The following is a 21,224-nucleotide window of genomic DNA, read 5'->3' as shown; positions in this document are numbered from 1 at the left end:
CTTGGCGTGGCTAAATAACTCGCCTTAACTGAACCACTGATTCCATGCCTGTTTCACCCACTCTCTTTCCGCAACAAATTTATTCTCGGCAACATCAGCGTCCAGATTGAGTAAGTTTCTATGGTGTATCTCATTACGCATGGAGGTATAGGCGTTTATCAGCTGCATCGCTTGGTCTTCGTCCATCACCTGTTGTGCAATTAGCGTTTCAAAAATTCGTACGTTATCGCACCAACGCGTAAGTTTAGGTTTATCATGGCTGTAGTTGAGCACCAGATACTGAGCAAGGAACTCAATGTCGGTGATGCCGCCAACATCTTGTTTAAGCATAAAACGTCCGGTTTTCTTTCCACCGAGATGATCGCGCATTTTCTCACGCATCTCGACGACTTCTTTTTTGAGTGTCGCTTGGTCGCGCGATTTACACAGCACATCATGTCGAGTGTTATGGAAAGCGATAGCCAAAGGTTCGTCTCCATAGATCATTCGGGCACGAACCAAAGCTTGGTGTTCCCATGTCCAGGCTTCCTGATGCTGATATTCGTCAAATGCGTCAGTAGGACTCACCAGTAAACCCGAGGCTCCAGACGGACGTAAGCGAGTGTCCACTTCGTACAGAATCCCTGATGCGGTGCGGGTTGAGAAAATATGGATAATGCGCTGTGCTAAACGAAGATAGAACTGGCGACCATCGATTTCTTTCTTACCATCAGTGTATACGCTGACCGGACAGTCATGCATAAATACGATGTCCAAATCAGAGTTGTAACCCAACTCCCAGCCGCCAACTTTTCCATAGCCAATAACCGCAAACCCTCGGCCTTCACGATCTTTAACATGGGTAGGCTCACCGTACTTTTCTGACACCTGCAACCAGGCCTGACTGACAACCGCTTCCACGATGGCTTCTGCCAGATAAGTTAAGTGGTCACTCACTTTCATGACAGGCAAAGCACCAGCAATGTCTGCCGCTGCAATACGCAGAATACAAATTTGCTTGAATTGACGCAGTGCTTCCATCTGCTGTTCCATGTCATCTTCTGGAATTCGCGCCAGAAAATCACGCAGCTCAGTTCGGTAACTGTCTAAAGGAATCGGATTATACAGTTGCTGCGGATCAATCAGTTCATCAAGCAGGATTGGATAACGCGATAACTGCTCCGAAATCATCGGACTTGCCGTACACAACCTCACTAGTTGCACCAGAGCAGCCGGGTGTTCATCCAATAACTCTAAGTACGTGGTTCGGGTACAGATTTTGTGCAGCAAGTGCAACACTCTAGGTAAACCAAATTGGGCGTCTGGATGCGCGAAAACCGCATCGAAGACTTTAGGCATCAGTCTGTTGAGCACTTCTCGACCGCGTGGACCCAGTGTTTTCTTGGCAATGTCTTGCTTGAAATCGATAATGGTTTTTGCGCAGGAGGAAAAATCTTCCACCTGAATATCTTGTTGTAGGATATGCTCTAGTACATCTTGCTTTTTAGCCATATCCCATAGCTCATGGAAATGGCGCGCAACATTACTGCCTTCATCTTCTTCGTCATCGCCAATCAAAGAATCGAATACCTGATGAACCTTGCCCATGTGCAGCTGAGTCTGAGTGATCAACTCATCCCAGGAGTCAAATCGCATTGCAGTCGCCAGTTTCATGCGCTCAATCTCGCAGTCTGGCAGTGTCTGCGTCTGCTTGTCCGCCATGGCTTGCAGTAAGTTCTCTAGTTGACGCAAATACTTATACGCAGCTTCCAGACTTTGTACGTCTTGTGGTGTTAGCAAGGCAAGCTCTTCAATCCCTCGCAGGGTTTCCAACAAGCCTCGATTACGCAGAGAAGGCTCGCGTCCGCCTCGGATAAGCTGAAATACCTGAGCGATAAATTCAATTTCACGAATACCGCCCGCCCCCAGCTTGATGTTGTTATTCAGCCCACGACGACGCACTTCGCTGCTTATCATCGACTTCATACGGCGTAAGGACTGAATCGCACTGAAGTCGATATAACGTCGGAACACAAATGGACGCAACATCTTACGCAGCTCCTGATACTGTGGGTACATTTCGCATCCCATCACACGAGCTTTAACCATTGCATAGCGTTCCCAGTCGCGGCCTTGTTCCTGATAATAGTCTTCCAGCGCCGCATAGCTCATCACCAAGGGACCACTTTCACCAAATGGACGTAAACGCATGTCAACGCGGTAGCAGAAGCCATCAAAGGTTTGCTGGTCTAATGCTTTAATAATGCGCTGGCCAAGGCGGGTAAAGAATTGCGCATTGGAAATGATGCGGCGCGCACCCTGAGTTTCACCGTTATCTGGATAGGTAAAAATAAGATCAATATCGGAAGAGAAGTTCAGCTCGCCACCACCAAGCTTACCCATACCAATGACTAGCATCGGTTGAGCTTCACCTTCAGCATTGGTTGGTGTCCCCCACTCTTTACAACAAGCCTGATATTGCCATTGGTAAGTTTCGAAGATCAGCGCCTCTGCCAGTTGAGAAAGGTGACTCAGTGACTCTTCTAGTGTCCAGGCATGAAGGAAATCTTTCCACGCAATATAAACCATCTCACGATTACGGAACTGACGTAATACACGATGGCCTGACACTTCATCCTGACAATCTGCCAATAACTCCGCGAGTCTTGTTCGGTAAGACGCTTGTCGGCTCGCTTCCGCCACCATCTCAGGCAAGTCCTGAGCGAGCTTTTCATCTCGATGAATAGTTTCGGTTATGAACTGGCTCAGGCCAGATACATAGTAAAATTGCTCTGCGATTTCACTTGGCCACAATTGAAAGTAGCCAGCTTGCTGAGCATTTTGAACGGCAGATTCAGCGACAGAAATCAAAGACGAAGGCAGCTGCATTTTTCTTCCTTGTGAAAAGCACGATGAATGAGCTTTAAGTTATACCAGAGTTGCAGCAAATAAAAACGCCCACAAAAGGTTTGTGGGCGTATTATCAAAAGCTATATGCATTAAACACTGAAAGACTTGATTTTCTTGTCTAATTCTCCAGCGTTATTTTGCATGGTTTCAGACGTTTCCAGTAACTCGGTCACCACAATCACAGATGCTTCAACCAGCTCTCTTACGTTAGTCAGGTTTTGGCTCATTTCCTCTGCGACACTGCTTTGCTGACCAGAAGCCGTGGCGATTTGGAAGTTCATATCGTTAATTTGAGTAACTTGAGTGACGATGCCATCCAACTCTGTGCCAGCATTTGAGACCAGTTCATTCCCCTCCGCGGCCTCAACCACGCTTTTCTCCATCAGTTCAACGGCTGATTCTGCGCTGGTTTGCAGGTGAGTAATCATTTCCTGAATCTCTATCGTCGCCTGCTGCGTGCGCTGTGCTAAGTTGCGAACTTCATCTGCGACTACCGCAAAACCGCGTCCCGCTTCACCCGCTCGTGCGGCTTCAATCGCAGCGTTAAGTGCCAATAGGTTGGTCTGTTCAGAAATGCCCTGAATGGTTCCTACAACACTGCCAATCGCTTCCACGCGTTCTTCCACCTGATTAACAGCCTGAGCAGAAGAGGCAATGTCCTTAGAAAGTTCACTCATCTTAGCGACAGTGCTCTGTAAGAATTGTTGACCAGAAACCGCTTGAGACGACGCCTGTTCGGTGAGAATCGATGCCTGCTGGGCATGTTCTGCCACCGTTTGAACCGTAGAAGACATTTCACTCATGGCGGTCGCAAGCTGGTCTATTTCATTGAACTCTTCCTGAGCCGACTCTTTGGTTTCTGACATGCTTATTGTCATCACTTCAGTCAGCGCAGAGAGCTCATCTGAGGCGTTGATTTGCATTTGGATTACGTCATGCAATTGGCGACGTGTTTTTTCCAGCTCGCGTGCCACGTCTCCGTATTCATCCTTACAATCCATACCAAATGGTACCGATAAGTTTTTGCTCGCCATCAGTTTTATCGCATCATTCAGGTATTGAGTTTGACGTAACATGACACGTGCTGCGGCTAACAACAAAACAACAAAGACAATGATGAGCAGCGCTGTCTGCCAAACAACCTGAGTCAGGTAGGCCTCATAATGCTGCTGAGCAATATCCGTATTCTGCGTCGCAGCCAACAATGAATCGTAAAACGTGTTGGCATCCCAAAGTTGCTTTGCCACAATCAAAATAGTACTGAAGACCATCAACATGACCATCTTTGGTACCAGTCGAATGTCGGATATGACTCTTTCCCACGGCTTAAATGCCAGTTTTTCCATTGTCAGTTCTCCACCGAGTCTTATATAGTTTTTGTCATTCTGTTACGCGAATTAATTCGAGATTTGTATGAAAAACAACGATATCAAAGACAGCACCCGCCCAATGGGACTTTTGTCATTAGTCCTGTCCTTTCTGGCATTATTTGTGACCTCAGGTCTGTTATTTTTTTCGATCGATCGCGAAACCCGTCAAGTACTTATCGGTCTCGACTTCATAATCTGTAGTATTTTTCTCTTACAACTAACCATTGATTTGATCCGCGCCACAAATCGGTGGAACTTCCTCAAACTACACTGGATAGATTTTGTGGCCAGTATCCCAATGATCGAGCCACTACGCTTTGCCAGAGTTTTCCATATTTTGCGCATGGTACTGGTACTGCGCTCTTCTAGATTCATTCTCCATCAACTCAAAGAGAACCGCCGAGAAACAACCGTTGCGTCCATTCTGTTACTAATGGTGATTTTAATAACTCTGGGCTCCAGCACGATGCTGTTCATTGAAGCCAAAGATCCTGCAGCCAATATTCGGACAGGGGCCGACGCTTTGTGGTGGGTGTTTGTCACTATCTCTACCGTAGGATATGGGGACCATTATCCGGTAACCAGTGGTGGCAAATTTCTCGCCGTAGTGATCATTGTTTGTGGTGTGGGGATCTTTGGCATGATCTCAGGTTTGGTCACGTCAATCGTGACGGCTCCAACGAAGAAAGAAGATCATCGAACCAAGCATACAGAGCATATGTTGAACAAACTCGTTGAACAGCAGGAAACGATCCTTAATCGGATAAATGAGCTTGAACTGCGACAACAAGAGCAACAGAGCCAAAAAGAAAAATAGGGCCTGGAGGCCCTAATTGTATTCAATACGCAGTTGATGAGGTGCTATCACTCTCGCCAGTAAGGCTGTGTCTCAACGCTGATGGCTCGGGTTTGATCCATAGCGTGTAGGATAGAGCGCTCTTGACGGTGCAGCCATCGTTCTAGCTGCTCTTTTTCATCGGCTTGCAGCATGTCCACCAGCGGCAACAAATGATTCAGCATCAACAAATCATCGATACCATGAACCAGATCCGCCCATGGAAGACGGAAGCTATTACGCTCGTCGCTGTTATACAGGCTCGCGAATCCGATTCCGGTGTAGAGATTGCGAAGTAAGCGATAACGCTGGTCAACATAATCCTGCGCAGACAAATCACGCTCTGCGGGGAACGCTTCCATCAGCTCAGCCCAAGTGCGATCCAGTTGCGTGACAGAAAATGGCAAGATGTTGCTCGCCATTTTTTCTCGTGCTTTTTCATCCAAAAATGGCTGCCAGCCACGAGCAAGGATCCAACGGCTCAGATCAAGCAATAAACCGGTGTAACGAGCTGAACTTAATAGCTCTAGCACTTCTTCACGGCTTGGGAGTTCTTGCAGTTGCTGGGTTAGCTCCGAAACCAAGAACTTGCGGGCATCAAGCTTACGCAACACGTTACCTTTGTCATCCAGTAACTCTTCAAGGTGAGCATGTTCGTCTAACCATGTAAGCTCTTCTTCCAACCATTTTAGTTCCTGACGCAGAATAGCACTGGCTCGACGTGGGACAACGCCACCAAATATGGTTAAGGTCTGACGAATAAATCGAAGCGCATTGCTGATTTCGCGAAGTGCTTCGACACAATCACGTTCAGAATAGATTTGCTCATGGTAGTGCCAGTGGGACAACGCGTGCTCTAACGAGTTGATCAGACAATATTCCACGGTGTCTGTGCTGCGGCTGTCGACTAACGCCAGCGGTTTTACCTCATCACCCGTGTATCCGGTTGCCAAGCGATAGCCTTTGGCCGCTTTGCTTAAATTCCCGAGACGCATGCCACCTTGCTCGCAAAAGCTACGCGCCAATGTAAACAGAGCATCGGTTTGTCCCGATTTGAGTTCTAGTTCGACTTCGCAAATCGGCTCTTGTCTGTCTTCTCCATCATCACCTTTCGCGATAACCATACCTTGGTCAAAGGCGACTTCAACCTGGCTGCCATCAGGCATACCAATTAGCCACTGCTCGCGAGTGAAATTAGTCGAAAATAACGGAGTGAGTTCGGATTGTAAGGTCTCGACATCTTTGCCAGCAGGCCAGATATCAGAAGGATGAAGTGTGAGATCGGGCTCATCGCTCGTGTGCTCAGCATTGTATTCTGGTCTTTGGTGTAAACCAGCGACGACGCGTCCTGCGGTTTTCACTGTTTGAACAAATACATCATCAAAACGGCGAATTCTTAAACCAATGTCATGCTTTCTTAACCATTTATCGGCAGTATCAAAGTAGGTGTTACCCAAGTCACGACAACTATGCTGAAGTACTTTTGTCTCAGAAATTTTTTCCTTTAAAGTTTCTGAAAATTCAGGAGAAACAAAAAACTTCAGTTCTATTTCGGTTTCCATAGCTATACCTTTCAAAGCAGATAGAAACAGGATATTGCGTATTTTCTTACACGGCAAGAAAGAAATATCACTCGAATGATGATCTAAAACAGTTTTAAAGAGCGATTTAATGCGTTAACATGCGCGCCTTTATAGCCATCGCTCAACATTTCGCCAAGACCAAAGAAATGGTGTATGTTTTTTTTAGGTTATAGTTATTAGGTTGAATGACCATGCCAGTAAATACAATTATGGGGTTATTTGCAAAGTCCCCTATTAAGCCTTTGCAACGCCACGTTGTGTGTGTCAACGAATGTTGTTCACACCTGGTGAAGTTCTTTGAAGTTTCTTCAAAGGGAGACTGGGAAAAAGCAGCAGAGATCCGTGCTCAAATTTCTCACCTTGAGAAAGAAGCGGATGTTCTGAAACGTGAAATCCGTCTAAAACTGCCTCGCGGTTTGTTTATGCCAGTAGACCGTACTGACATGCTTGAGCTTCTGACTCAACAAGACAAACTTGCCAACTTGGCGAAAGACATTGCTGGCCGTGTATATGGTCGTCAACTCGTCATTCCTGAGGCTCTCCAGCCAAATTTCCTCGCTTACGTTCAACGTTGTCTTGACGCGGCTAATCAGGCGCAAAAGGTAATTAATGAACTTGATGAACTATTAGAAACAGGCTTTAAAGGCCGTGAAGTAACACTCGTTGCTGAAATGATTCATCAGTTAGACGTCATCGAAGATGATACCGATGCTATGCAGATTGAACTTCGTCAACAATTGATGGCGATTGAATCTGACATGAACCCTATCGATGTCATGTTCTTGTATAAGATTCTTGAATGGGTAGGTGGTATTGCCGACCAAGCGCAGCGCGTAGGTGCTCGTTTGGAAGTCATGCTATCTCGATCTTAAAACATAAGTTAACGACATAACGAAGAGCATAATACACACGTGTCATAAGGACGATGACTGTTTTCATCGTCTTTCGATTTGGCGCGCGTAAAATTTTGTTCCGCTTGTTATAAAACAACTAGGTATTACGATGGATATCCTTGCGAACTACGGCACTGTCCTGATTATTGTTGCAGCGATTTTTGGTTTCATGATGGCGATTGGTATTGGCGCGAACGACGTTGCCAATGCGATGGGTACATCGGTAGGTTCAAAAGCGCTAACCGTAAAACAAGCTATCATCATTGCGATGATCTTTGAATTTGCGGGTGCATATCTTGCAGGCGGTGAAGTAACCGACACTATCCGTAAAGGTGTTATCGAAACATCTCTATTTGCTCACCAACCTGACGTTCTTGTCTTCGGTATGATGTCTGCGCTACTTGCTGCCGGCACATGGCTACTGCTAGCGTCTTACATGGGCTGGCCAGTATCAACCACTCACTCTATCATCGGTGCGATCATCGGTTTTGCGTGCGTATCTGTAGGTACAGAAGCCGTGGACTGGGGCAGCGTTCAGGGCATTGTGGGTAGTTGGATCATTACTCCAGTTATCTCCGGCTTCTTTGCATACGTGATTTTTGTCAGCGCACAACGCCTGATTTTTGATACAGAAAATCCGCTATTTAATGCAAAACGCTTTGTGCCTGTTTACATGTTTATCACCACAATGGTGATTGCACTGGTTACTATCAAAAAAGGTCTTAAGCACGTTGGTCTTCACCTGAGCAACGGTGAAGCCTGGATGTGGGCGGCTGCGGTATCGGCAATTGTAATGGCTGGGGGCTACTTCTACATTCAGAAGAAATTTGCTAACCGCGAAGATGACCACAGCTTCTCAGGTGTTGAAGGCATCTTCAGTGTGCTAATGGTTATCACAGCTTGTGCGATGGCATTTGCACACGGTTCTAACGACGTAGCAAACGCGATTGGCCCTCTTTCAGCGGTAGTATCAACTGTTGAGCACATGGGTGAAATCACATCTAAGAGCACAATCGCATGGTGGATTCTTCCACTAGGTGGTATAGGTATCGTTGTGGGCCTTGCGACTCTGGGCCACAAAGTAATGGCAACCGTTGGTACAGGTATTACTGAACTAACACCAAGCCGTGGCTTTGCAGCGCAGCTAGCGACGGCATGTACCGTTGTTCTGGCATCTGGTACAGGTCTGCCAATTTCAACCACTCAAACACTGGTTGGTGCGGTTCTGGGTGTAGGTTTTGCTCGCGGTATTGCAGCACTAAACCTAGGTGTGGTTCGTAACATCGTTGCTTCATGGATTGTTACTCTACCAGCTGGTGCACTATTGGCAGTGGTCTTCTTCTACGGCATTCAAGCAATGTTTTCGTAATTAAGACATCCGTCAATAGAATGTAAGCGCTTTGTCATTATTGACCCAAACGCACAGAAAGGGAGGCTTTGCCTCCCTTCTTTGTTGCACCAAAGTTTGAAACTGCATACTATTCGTCTAATTCCGGCTCCAATAATTCGGTGCCAACGCTGTATCCAAGAAAAATCGTTAAGGGATTTACTGTGAAAAAACTAATCATCACGGTTTTGTTTACTTTGCTAGCAGCGCCAACGGCCCTAGCTGCAAACCGTTATATTTCTGATGACCTATTCACTTTTATGCACTCAGGTCCAAACAACACTTACCGAATTATTGGTAGTGTCGACGCAGGTTCGCAAGTACAACTACTAAGCGCGAATAAAGAGACCGGCTATACACAAGTTCGTGACTCCCGCGGCCGTACTGGCTGGGGGCAAAGCAAATTTGTCACTAACAAAGAAAGCATGGCAATTCGCCTACCTCGTATTGAAAAAGAGCTTGCTGAAGTGAAAGAACAACTGGCCAATGCTCGCCAGACTTCAGACACAGAAAAAGCGGGCCTTGTGACCTCACTAGAAACACGTAATCAACAAATCTCTGATCTTGAGAACAAGTATTCAGAGATCAGCGACCAACTGACTTCGATTGAAACAGAAAATCGTGAGCTGCGCGCTAAACTTGATACGCAAAAAGATGACATGCTGCTGAAGTACTTCACCTACGGTGGTGGTGTTGCAGGTCTTGGCCTGCTGTTTGGTTTGGTCTTGCCTCATCTAATGCCACGCAAAAAGCGTTCTCCAGCAGGTTGGGCATAATCGCTCCCTCGCATTGAATACTAAAAAGGCCACATGATTGTGGCCTTTTGCTTATTTGGACTAAGTTACCCTTCCCACTCATAAAGTGCGGGGATCCGGATCTGTTCTCCCTGAAACTCAACAATCACCGATTGTGGCTGAATCTCTTTCAGTGTGACCTGACCATCCACCACATCACCTTGGTGATATTCCACATTATTGATTTTCACCCAACGCCGTTGGGAATCACTGGCGTACATGTGTGTTTGTAAGTTGAGTGCTGGAAGACGACCCTGCCACTGCTGGGCATTCCCCTCCAAATCGTTAACTGGCGTTGAGCGCTGCGACGTTGAACTTCCGCTCTTGGACAGTGCGTTCTCCACCTTCATTGCCAAATCCGGCGACAGTGACGATAAATCGATATCATCCAAAGTGAAGTCTAAATCGTCATCGCTGGCTTGATTTTGTGCCACCGGGGATGAAGTGCTCTGATTGCTGCTGACATACTCTTCTGATGGCATGTAGCTTCCCATATCACCTGATAATTCCGCGCTCGGCCACTCTCTTGGCAGTTGCGCCAGCTGGCTAACATCTGGATAGTCCAATACTTCAAACGGCTGTACAACCTCCGCTACGGCAACAGCCACAGGTGTCGCAGCTTGAGTTTTAGGAGTCAGCTTTTCCAGATACCAGGCAGTGCCAAGGGCAGAAATACCTATAGGCAAAAGCAGCAAGCTTGCATGCTTGGCTAAAGACATTACGCATTCTCCTTATCTATGCTTGCCAGAGTTGGCGCGTTAGGCTGCACATTTTGCTGTAATCGCTCTAGCGTGCGCTGACCCGCGATACCGTCAACACCAATGCCTTGCCAGCGTTGGAACAGTTCGACGCGTTCTTTCATTTCTGAATCAAAAATGGAGGTGCCTAATGGTAATTCGCTGACCGCCTCAGCAAGTAGCTGGTCTAACACTTCTATAGCAGGCCCTTCCATATCTAACCGCAAGGTTTCTTTAAGCGGCGATTGCCACAGCTCGATAATATTTCCCTGCCACATCGGTTTTAACCAGGAGAGAGGGAGGCGTAAACGCTGCTTACCGTTAAGTACTTCGACTTTATCGTTCCCTACCGCGTAGAGAATCACATAACCAATATCGCCTTGATAATTCAGCTCCAAGATCACGGGTCTATTTTGCTTCATCAACAGCGGCCAAGTCGCCATTTTCCTCTCACAAACCATGGTCGATTGTGCCTCAGATAAGCAGAGGTTATCGCGTACCGAAGCTCGGTAGCCCCACAATTTATACAGGTCGTTCACGGCAAGGTTCGATTGTTTTTGTGAAAGCAGTAACTCGCGTTGCTCATTGCTTAGCTGATCGCGCACGACGACAGGTTCAACTGACTCAACCGGCTCAGGAGCACTGATGGCAACGGTCTCTTCGACAAACTGGGAAATGGGCTTCATCGGCATATGATTCATGACCGCCCAACCGACTCCAAGCGCGGCAGCTACCCCAATGGCAGCGGTTCCCCAAGCTGGCCAGCTAAATGAACGACGAGATACCATTTGTCCAGATTTGTTGTCTTGCTGATAAATATCGGCCTGAAATTGCATAACCTCTTCACAAGCGCGCAGAACGGTCTGCTTGTCTACAACTGTGCTGCCCTGGTGATAGCTCATGTTAAGAGCTTTATCGCAAATGAGGTTAATTAGCCTGGGAATACCATGACTGTACTTGGCGATCAGTTTGGTCGAACTACGATTAAATAACTGTTGATTGCCCCCCGCCGTATGAAGCCGGAACGCGATGTAATCCTCGGTTTCTTTTTCATCCAAAGGCAAGAGGTGGTAACGACCGGTAATTCTCTGAGCTAGCTGGCGTAGCTGGGTGGTTTGTAATAAGCGTTGTAACTCTGGCTGACCCACCAAAAGGACTTTAAGCAGCTTTCGGGTCTCTGTTTCTAAATTAGTCAGCAAGCGAAGTTGCTCTAACACATCCGCGACCAGATGCTGCGCTTCATCAATAACCAACAAGGTTTGCCAGCCAGCATTATGGTTGTGCAGCAGGTATTGATGAATCACTTGGTTTAACTGTTTTAACGTCGCATCTTGTGGATAGACAATTTTAAATTCATCACAAATCGCCTCCAGAAGATCTCGAGTCGAAAACGTTGGATTAAGAATCAAACCCGCCTTGGTGGTCTCGTCCAAGTTGGCCAACATGGCTTTCGCCACGGTGGTTTTCCCCGTCCCTACTTCTCCTGTCAACATGGCAAATCCGCCCCCATCACCCAATCCGGCTTTGAGGTGCGTAATCGCTTCTTTATGACGTTGACTCAGATACAAATAACGAGAGTTTGGAACAATCGAAAAAGGTTGCTCTACAAACCCAAAAAAGTCCTTATACATAGGATCTCCAGCTAAAAACCCGCCCACTTTGAAACTGCTCCTAATAAACATAGATGCATCTTCTATTGGGAGTAAAGAAAAGTACCATTGCTTGCTACAATGTCCAACGACATATCAGTAAATTAAGAGGTTGTTCGTGCAAGTTTACTTAGTAGGTGGTGCAGTCCGGGATCAATTACTTGGAATTGATCACTATGACAATGATTGGGTGGTGGTTGGTGCAACCCCAGAAATGATGCTTGAACAGGGGTATACCGCCGTCGGTAAAGATTTCCCTGTGTTTCTTCACCCTAAAACCAAAGAAGAACATGCACTAGCACGAACAGAGAGAAAATCAGGCTCGGGTTACACCGGTTTTGAGTGCTTCTTCGATCAAAATGTCACCTTGGAAGAAGATTTGATTCGTCGAGACTTAACCATCAACGCCATGGCAATGGATGACCAGGGAAAGCTGTACGATCCCTACGGCGGCCAAGACGATCTCAACCAACGCCTCCTGCGCCACGTCTCTGATGCGTTTATCGAAGATCCGCTTCGAGTCCTGCGTGTGGCCCGCTTTGCAGCCAAGCTCGCGCCATTGGGTTTTAAGGTGGCAGACGAAACCATGCAACTGATGCGTAATATGTCTGCATCCGGGGAGCTCGACACACTGACACCAGAACGGGTGTGGCAGGAATGGCATAAATCTTTGTCTTCTCCTCGACCGGATGTCTTTCTTTCCGTACTGCGTGATTGTGGAGCTCTGGCGGTTGTCCTACCAGAAATTGACGCCCTGTTTGGGGTGCCTCAACCTGAGAAATGGCATCCTGAAATCGACACCGGTGTTCACACCTTAATGGTCGCCGAACAAGCCGCGAAACTCAGCGCTTCTCTACCAGTACGCTTTGCGGCACAAGTGCATGATCTCGGTAAAGGCGTGACGCCAAAGCGTGAATGGCCAAGTCACAAAATGCACTGCCATACAGGCCTCAAGCTGATTAAAAAACTGTGTGAACGCGTTCGCGTACCCAATGAGTTTCGTGATTTAGCCTTAATGGTCTGCGAACAGCATTCCAATATTCACCGAGCAGCAGAGTTAAAACCGCAAACCATCATCAAAGTTCTCAACAAGTTCGACGTATGGCGTAAAGCCGATCGACTGCAAGACATTTTAATCTGCTGTCAGGCTGACCATGCAGGTAGAAAAGGCTTAGAAGATCTGCCTTATCCTCAAGCGGAGATTTTTACCCGAGCCTATCAAGCCGCAGTAGCCGTGGATGTTCAGGCTATCATTCAGGACGGATTTAAAGGGCCAGCGATTCGAGATGAACAAGAAAAGAGACGGATTGAAGCGGTAAGAGTCGCGCTTAATAAATAGCGACCAAACAAAAACGCCCGCTCAACATGGAGCGGGCGTTTTATTAAATAAGGATTAGGCACTAAGTAAGAAAGCAAATAGGCCCACACCCAGAATCAGACGGTAAATAACGAATGGTGTCATCCCCATACGTGAAATCATCTTGAGGAAGAAGTGGATACAAATGTACGCACTCACAAAAGACGTCACGATGCCCGTCAGTAAAAACCCAATGTGCACGGGTTCGCCACTGGTAACCAGCTTCATACCAAGGTAGCTACCTGCAAGCGCGATGATTGGAATCGACATCAGGAACGAGAAACGAGCAGCGGCCTCACGAGTAAAGCCAAGGTACAGCGCGGCTGTTATTGTCGCGCCAGAACGAGAGGTTCCCGGAATCATCGCGAGTGCTTGAGCGATACCAATAAATAGCGCTTTCTTCCAGCCAGTCTGATATTCGTTTGCCACTTGTTTGGCGTGTTTATCCGCCCACCACAGCAATAAACCGAACACTATTGTCGTCGTCGCGATCACATAGGCACTGCGCAGGTACACTTCGATGATGTCTTTCATCAGTAAACCAAACACACAAGCCGGAATCGTTGCCAGTACGATCATCCACGCCAGTTTCGCTTCTTTGCCACGATCACCTTTAAAGATAGAGGCAAACAACGCCCGAAATAACGTGATCACTTCATAACGGAAATAGATCACCACGGCCATCAAGGTTCCGACGTGAACGGCAACATCAAATGCAAGACCTTGGTCTTCCCAACCAAGAATAGCGGAAGGCAGGATCAAGTGTGCGGAGCTGGAAATCGGCAAAAACTCCGTCAGACCCTGAATCAGAGCCAAAATAAAGGCTTCCAAATAACTCATGTAAACAACTCAAATTTAAAGTGAAAAAGAAACTGGTTTGAGAGAATCAACTGGTTGCATCGCGTACCATATATCCGCGACCGTGCGTCCATCACCAGGAATAACCAAATGTGGGTTGAGATCATACAAAGGCTTTGTGACAAAAGGATATTTGTAGATATCACTGCGAGGCAGTTCGGGCTTTTGTGTAGAGATAATCTCACCGAACAACACTATATCGAGATCGAGTGTTCGATCCTGATACTTTTGCGCATTTTCTTCTCGCCCCCACTTAAATTCAATCTCACGAAGGCGATGACTAAACTCTTCTAATGACAATGCAGTGCGAAGAGTAATCACAAAGTTGTAGAAATTCTGGCTGCTGAAACCAATTGGCTCACATTCATATATCGGGGATACAAGAAGATCTTCTCCAAGCTGTTGCAGCTCGTTGTAAGCAACCTTTGCGTGTTGCTCTCTGTCTATGTTCGTACCTACACCGATATAAGCGGTGATCATGCCTGACCTCGCTCAATAACGACGCCAACAGCGCGAGCTTGTGGAACCGCGCCTGGTTTTGCCAAGCGAATTTTAATCCAAGGCACTGAGAAACGTTGCATGATCAACTCTGCAATTTCTTCCGCCACACGTTCTACCAGCAAGAAACGGCCGTTCTCTATGTGATTTAATACCGCTTCACTCACTTGTGAGTAATCTAATGCATCTTGAACATCATCACTTTTGCCAGCTGGCTTATTGTCGTGTGCCATTTCGATATCAAGTACCAGCTTTTGTTTAATTTGCTGTTCCCAATCGTACACGCCAATTGTGGTGATCACTTCTAATTGTTCAATAAACACTTTATCCAGAGCCATCTTATGTCCTTCTATTTCAGAGGTCGGATACCCATTGAGGGTAATTTGATCGTAATATTCTATACCTAAGCAACTTATGATCGGGTCAGCATAAAGTTGCTTAGGTATAAAAACTGCAAAACACCTTTATATACAGGAACTCACATAATGCAAGCTCCTTCGTAGAGAGTGTTTCTGCTAGCAGCAGATTCACGCTATGATAGCAATTACGCTGGAACTGAGCATTAAATTCCAATCCATCAAGGACTTCTATGGACGCACTGGCACTGATAATGACGATGGCCGCCTATTTACTGGGTTCTATTTCCAGTGCGGTGTTGATTTGTCGTCTCTTAAAATTGCCAGATCCGCGCAAAGTTGGCTCTAATAACCCAGGCGCAACCAATGTATTACGCATTGGTGGTAAAGGTGCCGCCATCTCTGTCCTGCTATGTGACATGCTCAAAGGCACCATTCCTGTGTGGGGAGGCTACTTCCTTGGGATTAACCCGATCATCCTTGGTGTCATAGCAATCGCCGCCTGCCTTGGCCATATGTACCCTATTTTCTTCCATTTCAAAGGCGGAAAAGGCGTTGCCACAGCATTCGGGGCAATTGCGCCAATCGGGCTCGACCTTACAGTTTTAGTGATGCTGACCTGGCTCTGCGTTGCGGTTATATTCCGCTATTCGTCCCTTGCAGCGCTGGTCACTGTATTGCTCACGCCATTTTATACCTGGATGTTCAAGCCACAGTACACTTTACCTGTAGCGATGTTGTGTTGCCTGATCGTATTCAAACATCACCAGAACATTCGGCGTTTACTGTCCGGCGAAGAGCCTAAAATTGGCCAAAAGAATCTGACAGAAAAAAACTCGGCATAGTGCCGAGTTTTTGTTTAATGCAACTTTAAGAGTGAACTTTGTTTAAAAAGTTCAACAACATCTGATTGACGAACTCAGGCTGCTCAAGAGAACTGATGTGACCCGCTTCTGGAATCTCAACCAGCTGACTGCCTGTAATGCAATCATTCATCAAATAAGATTCGAACACGGGACGAGGCTTATCTTCACGTCCTACGGCAATTAACGTAGGCAAAGCAAACTTCTCCGAATCTTCAATCACATCACGTCGACCGAAGACCATTCGACCAATTCGCGCTACTTCAACCGCACGCTCACCCTGCAGTGCTTGTAAGCTTTGCTTAAATGATGCGATGAGCTCTGGGTTTGCTTGCTCAACATTGTTGGCAAAGAATAGCGGCGCAACCGCTTCAACAATCGGCTCTGGTACCGATTGAACTTGAGTGATGGTATCGAGCATTGCGAAGTACTTTTTGTGTGTGACTTCTGGCTCCCAGCCAATAAAAGTATCCATCAATACCAGCGACTTCACGCGCTGTGGTGCTTGAGCAGTTAACTCCGCGCCCCACATGCCACCAACAGACAAACCAACAATAGAAAACTCTTCCACTTCAAGGTGATCCATCAACGCTAACATATGCTGGGCATAGTCCACTAAAGAGCGAGTTGATGCAGGTGCCGCCTCAGACTCACCATGTGCCCATAAATCCGGCACGATACAGCGATAAAACTGACTGAGAACTTCAACCTGTGGAGCCCACATTTGGTTATCCCACAAATAGCTGTGACCAAATAGCAAAACTGGCCCTTCACCTTTATCCAGGTACGCAAGTTGCTGACCTTCAATTTCAAATTTATTCATTGCTATATCCATTACTTATTTTTCTATCCGATGTTGTCAATGAACTAAGCAGCCCGAGGTTATTGCAAAATACAATCACCTGTTATTGATGTGCTCTGTTATCAAAAACAAAGGCCTCTATGAATAGAGGCCTGTATATACCCAAATGACTTCAAGATGCAGGATTCAGAGCGTTGTCACTGATACTAGTTCAAGGAAAATAATGCAGCGGAATAGCAAGCTCTTTCCAAGTTATTTGACGCAGAAATTGTGTCAGTGACACGCTCCCGAAGGGCGAGTTGTCTTGACTCACAGCCTTTGTTAACGATTTTTGATTTAGAACCACTAGATCTTCAAATCGTTGCCGCGTCTGAGAGCCAAGTCATTCTCGCTGAACCAAGCATCTCGAGGTTATTTGGGTATAAGATAAATACGCTTACGCAATCGGCGTTAGTTGATCGATTGGCCAGCGAGGACGGGCTTCGACTGCCATATCCGATACTTCACCGTTTTTCAGACGCTGCATGCCCGCATAAGCGATCATTGCGCCATTGTCGGTACAAAACTCTGTACGTGGGTAATAAACTTCACCACCGACTTTCTTCGCCAGTTTTTCCAACTCTGCACGTAGACGACGGTTCGCACTCACACCACCTGCGATAACAATACGCTTCATACCAGTCTGATCCAGTGCTCGCCTACACTTGATCGCCAACGTTGCACAAACCGCTTCTTCAAATGCCAGCGCGATATCTGCGCGAGTCTGTTCGTCATCGCCGTTCGCCGCAATAGTATTCGCCGTGAATGTCTTCAGACCAGAGAAGCTCATATCCAGACCCGGACGATCTGTCATTGGACGTGGGAATTTAAAGCGCCCCGGTGTGCCTTTTTCAGCTAGCTTTGAAAGCAGCGGACCACCAGGGTAATCCAGACCCATTAACTTCGCTGTCTTATCAAAAGCTTCACCAGCCGCATCATCAATCGACTCACCCAGTATTTGGTATTCACCAATGCCTTTTACTTCAACCATCATAGAGTGACCACCAGATACCAATACCGCTACAAACGGGAACGGTGGTGGGTTGTCTTCCAGCATTGGCGCCAGTAAGTGGCCTTCCATATGATGAACAGGTACCGCAGGCACACCCCAAGCGTAAGCAATACTGCGACCAATGGTTGCGCCAACCAATAACGCCCCAACCAAACCTGGGCCAGCGGTGTACGCCACACCATCAATGTCTTTTGAAGTGAGGTTCGCTTCTTTTAACGCCTCTTTAATAAGAGGAATGGTTTTCTTTACATGGTCACGTGAAGCCAACTCAGGCACCACACCACCATAATCCGCGTGAAGTTTTACTTGGCTGTAAAGCTTGTGTGACAACAGACCCTTTTCATCGTCATAAATCGCGATGCCAGTCTCGTCACAAGAGGTTTCAATACCAATAATACGCATGGTTATCTCAGTATGCTTTCTATATAGAGGAAATTTGGGCGTCATATTACCTTGCCTTGGTGCTGCAAACAAATTTTGTACAGACAATAATCGATAAAAGGCTTTACAAAGCAGTTGTGATCGGATTAAAATTCCGCACCATTTTTGATCAGCTGGTAAGTGACCAAATAATTGTGATTTGGTCTGTTGAATGCCAGCATTAACGAATAACCCCTGAGGTGAAAGGCATATGCCAGTAGTTAAAGTACGTGAAAACGAACCGTTCGACGTTGCTCTACGTCGTTTTAAGCGCTCTTGCGAAAAAGCAGGTATCCTTTCTGAAGTGCGTCGTCGTGAGCACTACGAAAAACCAACTACAGTTCGCAAACGCGCTAAAGCAGCAGCTCAAAAGCGTCACGCTAAGAAGCTAGCTCGCGAAAACGCTCGTCGCGTTCGCCTGTACTAATAACTGAGCTCCGTAGAGGAATTTAGTTATGGCTCTGATTGAACAACTCAAAGAAGAGCAAAAATTAGCGATGAAAGCCAAGGACAAATTGCGCCTTGGTACTATTCGTTTAGCCTTAGCAGCAATTAAGCAACGTGAAGTTGACGAACAGATTACTCTGAACGACGACGACATTATTGCGATATTGACTAAGATGGTTAAACAACGTCGCGACTCTGTAACGCAGTATGAAGCAGCGGGTCGTCAAGATCTTGCTGATGCGGAGAAAGCAGAAATTACGGTTCTTGAGGACTTTATGCCTCAACCACTGACAGACGATGAAGTTGCGACTCTTATCGAGAATGCAATTGCAGAATCTGGTGCAGCTGGCATGCAAGACATGGGTAAAGTAATGGGCGTTTTGAAACCGCAAATTCAAGGGCGTGCAGATATGGGTAAAGTAAGCGGTTTAGTTCGCGCTAAATTGGCTTAATACCCCACCCAATTGCAGCAAGCCGTGCTATCCTTTGGAACGCACGGCTTGTTTGTATCTGAATGAAGCAACTCAAAGTCGCACGCAAACTTTCTCAGTAACTCATTCACACCAATCATGATTTTTCTTTTTTGTTAGGTTTTATGGCTGGACACATCCCTCGCAGTTTTATCGATGACCTTCTAGCTCGGCTTGATATTGTCGATATCGTCGACACACGTGTGAAACTTAAGAAAAAAGGTAAAAACTACGGCGCTTGTTGCCCATTCCACAATGAGAAAACGCCCTCTTTCAGCGTTAGCCAAGAGAAGCAGTTTTATCACTGTTTTGGTTGTGGTGCGCATGGCAACGCCATCGACTTCATCATGGAGTTCGAACGCCTGGACTTTGTGGAAGCCATCGAAGAGCTTGCCTCGTATTTAGGTCTGGACGTTCCACGTGAGCAACGCAGTGGCGGAGGCCAGTTTAAATCGAGCCCACAAGCCAGCAGTAGCGAGAAACGAAATCTTTACGATTTAATGGGCAGCATCGCTCAGTTTTATCGTAATCAACTTAAGCAACCAGCAAACAAAGTTGCTATTGAGTATCTTAAAGACCGTGGCTTATCTGGCGAAATCGTGCAGAAATTTGGCATCGGTTACGTGGCTGACGAGTGGGATTTAGTCCGTAAAAACTTCGGCCAGCAGAAAGACGCTCAAGACATGCTCGTGTCTGGCGGCATGTTGATTGAAAACGACAAAGGCAACCGCTACGACCGATTCCGTGGCCGTGTGATGTTCCCGATTCACGACCGCCGCGGCCGAGTGATTGGTTTTGGTGGCCGAGTGCTGGGCGACGGCACACCGAAATACCTTAACTCTCCGGAAACGCCTATCTTCCACAAGGGTAAAGAGCTTTATGGCCTTTACGAAGTACTGCAGGCATACCGAGAGCCACCACAAGTTTTAGTGGTTGAAGGTTATATGGACGTTGTCGCTTTAGCGCAATACGGCGTCGATTACTCTGTCGCTTCACTAGGTACCTCGACCACAGGCGATCACATTCAAATGCTGTTTCGCCAAACAAATACGGTGGTGTGTTGCTACGATGGAGACCGAGCTGGTAAAGAAGCCGCTTGGCGAGCTCTAGAAAACGCGCTTCGATACTTAAAAACTGGTAACACATTGAAATTCCTGTTCTTACCAGATGGAGAAGACCCAGATAGCTTTGTTCGAAAATACGGCAAAGCGGCCTTCGAACAGCAAATTGAACAAGCGACGCCACTATCGAGCTATCTATTTGATAACCTGATCGAATTGCACCAAATAAACTTGGGCAATAATGAGGGTAAGTCAGCACTCAGAGCTTATGCTAGTGCCTTGATAGACAGGATTCCTGATCCATACTTTCAGGAGCTACTCGAAAAGCTACTTGATGAACGTACAGGTTTTGATAACCGCCTGCGTCAATCACGTAAAAAAGTAAACGAAACTCGACCTCAACCGCACAAAGAGATCAAACGAACTCCAATGCGTGAGGTTATTGCTCTACTTATTCAAAATCCGAGCTATGCTCAAATGGTACCGGACCTTTCCACAGTGAGAGATTTATCCATACCAGGCCTCAGTTTATTTGTAGATGTACTTGATAAATGCCAGGCGCATCCCCATATAAACACAGGCCAATTATTAGAGCACTGGCGAAATAGCCAGAATGAGGCACTTCTGTCTCGTCTTGCGAGCTGGGACATTCCACTCGATGAAGACAATCAAGAAGAAATATTTTTAGACTCACTGGACAAAATTATCGCCCAGTGCGTAGAAAAGCAAATTGAAAACCTGCAGGCCAAAGCAAGAAGTGTCGGTTTATCAGCCGAAGAGAAAAGGGAGCTGCTAGCACTTATGCTAGATTTAAAAGCGTAACCCTGTTTAATTAGTCAGCATCAATTTAATTTGTTATAGTTAGTGGTTTGCATTTCGCATACTGATTCCTTCACCAGATTAC

The 21,224-nt window shown here is 46.6% G+C and carries 19 protein-coding genes; 9 read left to right on the top strand and 10 right to left on the bottom strand.

Annotation, left to right across the window (positions count from 1 at the left end; translation table 11 throughout):
* Window positions 1-24 precede the first annotated feature (24 nt).
* Both glnE and VEJY3_RS01945 read right to left on the bottom strand, forming a co-directional pair.
* Window positions 25-2,868 carry a bifunctional [glutamate--ammonia ligase]-adenylyl-L-tyrosine phosphorylase/[glutamate--ammonia-ligase] adenylyltransferase gene (gene glnE / locus VEJY3_RS01950; protein ID WP_014230769.1) on the bottom strand — a complete coding sequence of 948 codons (2,844 nt, stop codon included), beginning with the start codon at window positions 2,866-2,868 and terminating at the stop codon, window positions 25-27.
* Between the two features lie 110 nt (window positions 2,869-2,978).
* On the bottom strand, window positions 2,979-4,235 hold the full coding sequence (locus VEJY3_RS01945; RefSeq protein WP_014230768.1) for a methyl-accepting chemotaxis protein: 1,257 nt from the start codon (window positions 4,233-4,235) through the stop codon (window positions 2,979-2,981).
* 67 nt (window positions 4,236-4,302) lie between these two features.
* On the opposite strand from VEJY3_RS01945, the gene VEJY3_RS01940 reads away from it, so the two are divergent.
* Window positions 4,303-5,076 (top strand): ion transporter, encoded by a 774-nt coding sequence (locus VEJY3_RS01940; RefSeq protein ID WP_014230767.1) that lies wholly within the window; start codon window positions 4,303-4,305, stop codon window positions 5,074-5,076.
* Between the two features lie 47 nt (window positions 5,077-5,123).
* Here VEJY3_RS01940 and VEJY3_RS01935 read toward each other — a convergent pair whose 3' ends face one another.
* Window positions 5,124-6,656, bottom strand: coding sequence for an inorganic triphosphatase (locus VEJY3_RS01935; RefSeq protein ID WP_014230766.1), 1,533 nt, complete (start codon window positions 6,654-6,656; stop codon window positions 5,124-5,126).
* Window positions 6,657-6,868: 212 nt separating this feature from the next.
* Between VEJY3_RS01935 and VEJY3_RS01930 the strand changes: the two genes are divergently transcribed.
* The 3 genes from VEJY3_RS01930 to VEJY3_RS01920 all read left to right on the top strand — a co-directional run bounded on the left by VEJY3_RS01930 (window position 6,869) and on the right by VEJY3_RS01920 (window position 9,733).
* Window positions 6,869-7,549, top strand: a complete 681-nt coding sequence (locus VEJY3_RS01930) for a TIGR00153 family protein (protein WP_014230765.1) — start codon at window positions 6,869-6,871, stop codon at window positions 7,547-7,549.
* A 130-nt stretch (window positions 7,550-7,679) separates the two neighbouring features.
* Window positions 7,680-8,939, top strand: a complete 1,260-nt coding sequence (locus tag VEJY3_RS01925; RefSeq protein ID WP_014230764.1) for an inorganic phosphate transporter — start codon at window positions 7,680-7,682, stop codon at window positions 8,937-8,939.
* A 182-nt stretch (window positions 8,940-9,121) separates the two neighbouring features.
* Entirely contained in the window at window positions 9,122-9,733 is a 612-nt protein-coding gene (locus tag VEJY3_RS01920; RefSeq protein ID WP_014230763.1) for a TIGR04211 family SH3 domain-containing protein, read from the top strand.
* A gap of 65 nt (window positions 9,734-9,798) precedes the next feature.
* Here VEJY3_RS01920 and VEJY3_RS01915 read toward each other — a convergent pair whose 3' ends face one another.
* Entirely contained in the window at window positions 9,799-10,470 is a 672-nt protein-coding gene (locus tag VEJY3_RS01915) for a general secretion pathway protein GspB (protein WP_014230762.1), read from the bottom strand.
* The gene (locus tag VEJY3_RS01910) at window positions 10,470-12,119 is read right to left on the bottom strand and encodes an ExeA family protein (protein WP_014230761.1); all 1,650 of its coding nucleotides are present in this window, start codon (window positions 12,117-12,119) and stop codon (window positions 10,470-10,472) included. Before VEJY3_RS01910 ends, VEJY3_RS01915 begins: the two co-directional genes overlap by 1 nt.
* 136 nt (window positions 12,120-12,255) lie before the next feature.
* Between VEJY3_RS01910 and VEJY3_RS01905 the strand changes: the two genes are divergently transcribed.
* Window positions 12,256-13,476: a multifunctional CCA addition/repair protein gene (locus tag VEJY3_RS01905; RefSeq protein ID WP_014230760.1), complete on the top strand. Its 1,221-nt coding sequence runs from the start codon at window positions 12,256-12,258 to the stop codon at window positions 13,474-13,476.
* Window positions 13,477-13,530: 54 nt separating this feature from the next.
* Here VEJY3_RS01905 and VEJY3_RS01900 read toward each other — a convergent pair whose 3' ends face one another.
* The 3 genes from VEJY3_RS01900 to folB are packed head-to-tail and all read right to left on the bottom strand — an operon-like array spanning window position 13,531 to window position 15,188.
* Window positions 13,531-14,334, bottom strand: coding sequence for an undecaprenyl-diphosphate phosphatase (locus VEJY3_RS01900; RefSeq protein ID WP_014230759.1), 804 nt, complete (start codon window positions 14,332-14,334; stop codon window positions 13,531-13,533).
* A 15-nt stretch (window positions 14,335-14,349) separates the two neighbouring features.
* Window positions 14,350-14,832 carry a 2-amino-4-hydroxy-6-hydroxymethyldihydropteridine diphosphokinase gene (gene folK / locus VEJY3_RS01895; protein WP_014230758.1) on the bottom strand — a complete coding sequence of 161 codons (483 nt, stop codon included), beginning with the start codon at window positions 14,830-14,832 and terminating at the stop codon, window positions 14,350-14,352.
* Window positions 14,829-15,188, bottom strand: coding sequence for a bifunctional dihydroneopterin aldolase/7,8-dihydroneopterin epimerase (folB, locus tag VEJY3_RS01890; RefSeq protein WP_014230757.1), 360 nt, complete (start codon window positions 15,186-15,188; stop codon window positions 14,829-14,831). The genes folK and folB overlap by 4 nt, the downstream gene beginning before the upstream one ends.
* Before the next feature lie 251 nt (window positions 15,189-15,439).
* Between folB and plsY the strand changes: the two genes are divergently transcribed.
* Window positions 15,440-16,051, top strand: coding sequence for a glycerol-3-phosphate 1-O-acyltransferase PlsY (gene plsY / locus VEJY3_RS01885; protein ID WP_014230756.1), 612 nt, complete (start codon window positions 15,440-15,442; stop codon window positions 16,049-16,051).
* Window positions 16,052-16,076: 25 nt separating this feature from the next.
* Here the strand turns inward: plsY and VEJY3_RS01880 are convergent, their stop codons facing one another.
* Both VEJY3_RS01880 and tsaD read right to left on the bottom strand, forming a co-directional pair.
* Complete coding sequence (locus VEJY3_RS01880) at window positions 16,077-16,892, bottom strand: alpha/beta fold hydrolase (RefSeq protein ID WP_014230755.1); 816 nt, start codon at window positions 16,890-16,892, stop codon at window positions 16,077-16,079.
* 415 nt (window positions 16,893-17,307) lie between these two features.
* Entirely contained in the window at window positions 17,308-18,324 is a 1,017-nt protein-coding gene (gene tsaD / locus VEJY3_RS01875; RefSeq protein ID WP_014230754.1) for a tRNA (adenosine(37)-N6)-threonylcarbamoyltransferase complex transferase subunit TsaD, read from the bottom strand.
* Window positions 18,325-18,553: 229 nt separating this feature from the next.
* Between tsaD and rpsU the strand changes: the two genes are divergently transcribed.
* From rpsU to dnaG, 3 genes are all read left to right on the top strand, one after another.
* A complete protein-coding gene (gene rpsU / locus VEJY3_RS01870; protein ID WP_001145625.1) occupies window positions 18,554-18,769 on the top strand; it encodes a 30S ribosomal protein S21 in 216 nt (71 codons plus the stop codon).
* A 28-nt stretch (window positions 18,770-18,797) separates the two neighbouring features.
* On the top strand, window positions 18,798-19,241 hold the full coding sequence (locus tag VEJY3_RS01865; protein ID WP_014230753.1) for a GatB/YqeY domain-containing protein: 444 nt from the start codon (window positions 18,798-18,800) through the stop codon (window positions 19,239-19,241).
* Window positions 19,242-19,384: 143 nt separating this feature from the next.
* On the top strand, window positions 19,385-21,142 hold the full coding sequence (gene dnaG, locus VEJY3_RS01860; protein ID WP_014230752.1) for a DNA primase: 1,758 nt from the start codon (window positions 19,385-19,387) through the stop codon (window positions 21,140-21,142).
* The last annotated feature ends 82 nt before the right edge of the window (window positions 21,143-21,224 follow it).

Origin of the sequence: Vibrio sp. EJY3, assembly GCF_000241385.1 — a bacterium.
Classification (GTDB): domain Bacteria; phylum Pseudomonadota; class Gammaproteobacteria; order Enterobacterales; family Vibrionaceae; genus Vibrio; species Vibrio natriegens.
The sequence above is the reverse complement of the archived record's forward strand: the minus strand, read 5'-3'. Positions and strand labels throughout refer to the sequence as shown.

Excerpts from the sequence above, each read along its gene's own strand:
- rpsU (WP_001145625.1), top strand. The coding sequence starts at position 18,554 with ATGCCAGTAGTTAAAGTACGTGAAAACGAACCGTTCGACGTTGCTCTA.
- VEJY3_RS01910 (WP_014230761.1), bottom strand. The coding sequence starts at position 12,119 with ATGTATAAGGACTTTTTTGGGTTTGTAGAGCAACCTTTTTCGATTGTT.
- VEJY3_RS01930 (WP_014230765.1), top strand. The coding sequence starts at position 6,869 with ATGCCAGTAAATACAATTATGGGGTTATTTGCAAAGTCCCCTATTAAG.
- VEJY3_RS01865 (WP_014230753.1), top strand. The coding sequence starts at position 18,798 with ATGGCTCTGATTGAACAACTCAAAGAAGAGCAAAAATTAGCGATGAAA.
- VEJY3_RS01900 (WP_014230759.1), bottom strand. The coding sequence starts at position 14,334 with ATGAGTTATTTGGAAGCCTTTATTTTGGCTCTGATTCAGGGTCTGACG.
- VEJY3_RS01935 (WP_014230766.1), bottom strand. The coding sequence starts at position 6,656 with ATGGAAACCGAAATAGAACTGAAGTTTTTTGTTTCTCCTGAATTTTCA.
- folK (WP_014230758.1), bottom strand. The coding sequence starts at position 14,832 with ATGATCACCGCTTATATCGGTGTAGGTACGAACATAGACAGAGAGCAA.
- tsaD (WP_014230754.1), bottom strand. The coding sequence starts at position 18,324 with ATGCGTATTATTGGTATTGAAACCTCTTGTGACGAGACTGGCATCGCG.
- VEJY3_RS01945 (WP_014230768.1), bottom strand. The coding sequence starts at position 4,235 with ATGGAAAAACTGGCATTTAAGCCGTGGGAAAGAGTCATATCCGACATT.
- dnaG (WP_014230752.1), top strand. The coding sequence starts at position 19,385 with ATGGCTGGACACATCCCTCGCAGTTTTATCGATGACCTTCTAGCTCGG.
- folB (WP_014230757.1), bottom strand. The coding sequence starts at position 15,188 with ATGGCTCTGGATAAAGTGTTTATTGAACAATTAGAAGTGATCACCACA.
- VEJY3_RS01940 (WP_014230767.1), top strand. The coding sequence starts at position 4,303 with ATGAAAAACAACGATATCAAAGACAGCACCCGCCCAATGGGACTTTTG.
- VEJY3_RS01880 (WP_014230755.1), bottom strand. The coding sequence starts at position 16,892 with ATGAATAAATTTGAAATTGAAGGTCAGCAACTTGCGTACCTGGATAAA.
- plsY (WP_014230756.1), top strand. The coding sequence starts at position 15,440 with ATGGACGCACTGGCACTGATAATGACGATGGCCGCCTATTTACTGGGT.
- VEJY3_RS01915 (WP_014230762.1), bottom strand. The coding sequence starts at position 10,470 with ATGTCTTTAGCCAAGCATGCAAGCTTGCTGCTTTTGCCTATAGGTATT.
- glnE (WP_014230769.1), bottom strand. The coding sequence starts at position 2,868 with ATGCAGCTGCCTTCGTCTTTGATTTCTGTCGCTGAATCTGCCGTTCAA.
- VEJY3_RS01925 (WP_014230764.1), top strand. The coding sequence starts at position 7,680 with ATGGATATCCTTGCGAACTACGGCACTGTCCTGATTATTGTTGCAGCG.